5 protein-coding genes are annotated in these 3,541 nt (G+C 68.5%); all 5 read right to left on the reverse strand.

Annotation, left to right across the window (positions count from 1 at the left end):
* Window positions 1-457: 457 nt before the first annotated feature.
* The gene (locus tag ACFWUY_RS40850; protein ID WP_384121904.1) at window positions 458-712 is read right to left on the reverse strand and encodes a hypothetical protein; all 255 of its coding nucleotides are present in this window, start codon (window positions 710-712) and stop codon (window positions 458-460) included.
* Window positions 712-924, reverse strand: a complete 213-nt coding sequence (locus ACFWUY_RS40855; RefSeq protein ID WP_384121906.1) for a hypothetical protein — start codon at window positions 922-924, stop codon at window positions 712-714. The genes ACFWUY_RS40850 and ACFWUY_RS40855 overlap by 1 nt, the downstream gene beginning before the upstream one ends.
* A gap of 409 nt (window positions 925-1,333) precedes the next feature.
* Entirely contained in the window at window positions 1,334-1,798 is a 465-nt protein-coding gene (locus tag ACFWUY_RS40860) for a lamin tail domain-containing protein (RefSeq protein ID WP_384121908.1), read from the reverse strand.
* Between the two features lie 465 nt (window positions 1,799-2,263).
* A complete protein-coding gene (locus ACFWUY_RS40865) occupies window positions 2,264-2,449 on the reverse strand; it encodes a hypothetical protein (protein ID WP_384121910.1) in 186 nt (61 codons plus the stop codon).
* A gap of 476 nt (window positions 2,450-2,925) precedes the next feature.
* Entirely contained in the window at window positions 2,926-3,312 is a 387-nt protein-coding gene (locus ACFWUY_RS40870) for a hypothetical protein (RefSeq protein WP_384121912.1), read from the reverse strand.
* Between the last annotated feature and the right edge of the window lie 229 nt (window positions 3,313-3,541).

Genomic DNA, 3,541 nt, shown 5'->3' on the forward strand with positions numbered 1-3,541 from the left:
TCACCCCGCTGGAGTTCGAACGCCGGCACCACAGCCCGGCTAAACTCTCCCTCGCGGCATAAAACCCCTGTGTCCACACTCCGGGGGTCACCTCACCACGCCTGCGGCACCCCATGCGAGGGCATGAAGCCTCTCCAACAGCGCGTCGTCATCCGCGACAGCGTGGTGAGCAGGAGAGGTCACGCAGCGGGAGTCTAGTGCGAGACGTTTCCAGGGCAGCGGGCGTCCTTCGCATCAGAATCAGGACCAGGCCAAGAACGCCTACTGCCCAGGGCCGGAAAACGCACTGTGCCCCCGCACCGAGGTGCGGGGGCACACAGGGGGCGTTCCAACGACCAGTCGGCTCGCCCACCCACAGATCACCGTAGTGGGCATCAGCCGCCGATCCGGCGCTCTGGGGCGTTGATGACGCGGACGGACGACAGTGTGCTGCGGCCTTGACGGGTTCGGTGACGGCTCAATCGACTTCGACGTACGCGACGAGGATGATCGTTCCGACGACGGTGGGGATGTACACGATCCGGACCCGGCTGTCGCGGTACTCCCACTCCAGCTTCCCCTCAATGCGGGTACCGGCCTGGTGGTCCAGGGAGAGTCGGACGATCACAGCATCGAGGACCTCGCGGTCGGCGTCGCTCATCGCTTCGATCTGCCGTTCCGCAACGTCGTGAAGGACGACGTGGGCGCGCCAGGGGCCGTGCTTCGGCGTCATCAGGCGGCGCCGGCCGTACGGGCGGCGTCCGTGCCGCCGAGCCCGTACCGGGCCTGGACCTCTGCGTAAGGAGTGGCCTGTGACAGGTCGATTCCCTCGGCTGCCAACTGCTCCAGCGTGTACGCCAGCAGGCCCTCGCCAGCCGCCGCACGCTCACGGGCGGACTCACGGAGCTGCCGGGCCTCGTCCTCGTCGAAGATCAGGTGCGCCATTGAATCCTCCGGCGGTCGGGTACAACTCGAGGCTAGCGCAGTGGCCCTTCCCCGCGTACGGGTCGGCAAGGGGAAGAGGGCTCCGGGGAGCGAGCGCTCAGCAGGCCCGCCGGCCGCGCGGGCGTCTCGAGGACGTACCTCTACACGCCAGGGCCAGCGGGCCGCTGGCGCCGCGCCCCTAGAACCTCCGCGCAGGTCTTGCGCGATGGCACGCTGTCCTCGTCACGAAGGTTCGTGGTGCTCGAGCAGTACCCGGCACGGCCGCTGCTCGGACGACCAGTGAGCGCTCGACCGCCAGTCGAGCAGGCGCTCCTCGGCACCGCCCTCCGGCCCCAACTGTCGGTGAGCATGCCAGTGCCCCGGCTTCCGCCAAGGGGCTTGACAAAAGCCGGGGCACGGGCGGGTGGGGTCAGCGGTGGTGGTGGCCCCAGGACTCGGTGTCGACGGTGCGGCCGCGGTCGTCGCGCAGGGTCGCGGTGTCGGAGTGGTTGTCCCAGATGTAGTTGCGGCGGTCCTGGAACAGGTCGGTGCGGGTGTCGCGGCCCTCGCCGGTGTGGATGCGGATGGTCGAGCGGCCGGCGAGGCGGACGTCGTGGAATTTGTAGCGGTGGCCGTCCTCGTCCTTCAGGGTCCAGCCGTCGAGGTTGACCGCGTGGCGGGTGGTGTTGGTGATCTCGACCCACTCGGCGTTCAGCGACCGGTTGGAGCGGTTGTCGCGTCCGGGGCTGTCGGCCTGGACACGGCTGATCTCCACCTTCGGCGCCCGGTGACGGTCACCGTCGTGAGCCGAGGCCGGCAGAGCAGCGACGGACACCATGGCGCCGGCCGCCAGGGCGGTCGCGGCGATACGGCGGGCGGTCGAAGAAGCAGACATGGGTGATGTCTCCTCAAAAACTGTGCCTCACTAGCCGTTACGACTGGTGGGGGCGGTGCGGGTCCCGGTCCGGTGTGGGCCGAGGACCCGAACTCTGCCGCCGCGACGCACCTGCCGGAACGCCGACCGGAGCGCGTTACCAAGTACGGACATATCCGTAACGGACGGCTGCATCGGACACGCATTGTCACGGATGTGACCCTGCCATTGGCTGATAGCTACACCCACCCGTCCAGTGATCAACCACAAGCCCTTACGCACCCCGGCACGCCACCGGTCGCCCTATTCGGCGCACTCCGCCAGCGGAGTGACCAGGGCGAGTAACAGCCGTTCTGCACGTTTCTTCGCACAGGCAGGCCGCCTCTCGCACACGGAGACGACGAAATCCAGCACCTGCGCACGGCACCACCGGCCTGGTGTTCCAGCTGCAGTCGGTGGTGAGCTGGGTGAACAGATGCGACCCAGTCAGCGCCCGGATCTGCCAGGTCCGGCCACTCCCGTGTGCAGGACGGAGGTCAGGAACGCGGCGAGACCGGTCGCAGCCGCGCTCCCGATCATGACCATCCCCATGCCGATCACAAAGAGACCACTCGCGTCGTCCGACCAGTCGTAGGCAGCGGCGAGGGCCAGACCGCCAGAGGTGTCCAGCACCGCGGCCACGACGTGCCCCCGAAACGCCGACCAGCACACCGGTAGACCGGGGCGCGGACGCAGCCGTGCTCATGGCAGTGGTCCAGGACGGCGGCCGGTGCGGTGCTACGGACCGCGCAGGTCCACCCGGCCACCTTGCCTGAGATGCCGGGTTTCCTGCTGAACTGTGAGTACCTCTGGCCCTTCAGCTCCCCGCTGTAGAGGCGCGGGGGGGGGCGGTGGGGTGGGCAGGGCTCGTGGCCTGCCCGCCGCTGGTGGCTCCGGACTGCCGGTTGCGGGAGGGCTCTTCAGCGAGGGCTTCGGCTTCCCGGCCGGTGTGTACGGCGTGCAGCCACCGCGCTTCCGTATGCGCGGCCTGGTCCATCAGCCTGACCACGGCCCGCGGCAGCCACCACGACCGCACCATGGGATCGCGGGCCTGTTCCACGAGCATCCGCCGCCAGTCGACCCCCGCCAGATGAGACAACCGGCCGCCTTCACCCCGTGCCGGCCGGCTCCCCCAATTCCCGGGCGATGCGCTCGCGCCACCGCAGCAGCGCCCCCTCCGTATGCTCCTGCTGTGGCACGCTACGAAACGGGCCGATACGGACCAAGTCCTGGCCATCCGTCTCCACCGCATTCAACTCCGCCGCCCGGCGCACCTCACTCTCCACCACACTCCACCGGCCGCCGCTCGCCTTCACCATCGCCACCACGTGGCTGCCGAGCAGGACGTATCCCACCCGGACGCGAGAAGGGGAACAGGGAAATGCCGCAAAGGCCGTCGGCACAGCATCACCGGTCGTCAACTCGACCCATAGAGCGTCTGCGGCTTCCAGAGTGATCAGGCCGCCCCCAAGGCTCTGGATGACACTCTCAGACATACCCACAGATTAACGATCCGCAGCACACGAGCAGACGGGTCGATGCCCGCTGGCCCGCACAGTCGGCGGTACGGCACTGCCATCCCGGCACAGGGAGTGCGCTCCGGCCGCCGGCATGCAGGAAGAAGCGGCCTCTCAGACCGCGTTTGAGATCTGCCGTAGAGCCGTAGACCTGACCGAGGCTGACAGGACGATCCCGTCTTGGTGATCGGTACGATCGGCAGGTTGG

Source organism: Streptomyces sp. NPDC058664, assembly GCF_042716635.1.
Taxonomy (GTDB): domain Bacteria; phylum Actinomycetota; class Actinomycetes; order Streptomycetales; family Streptomycetaceae; genus Streptomyces.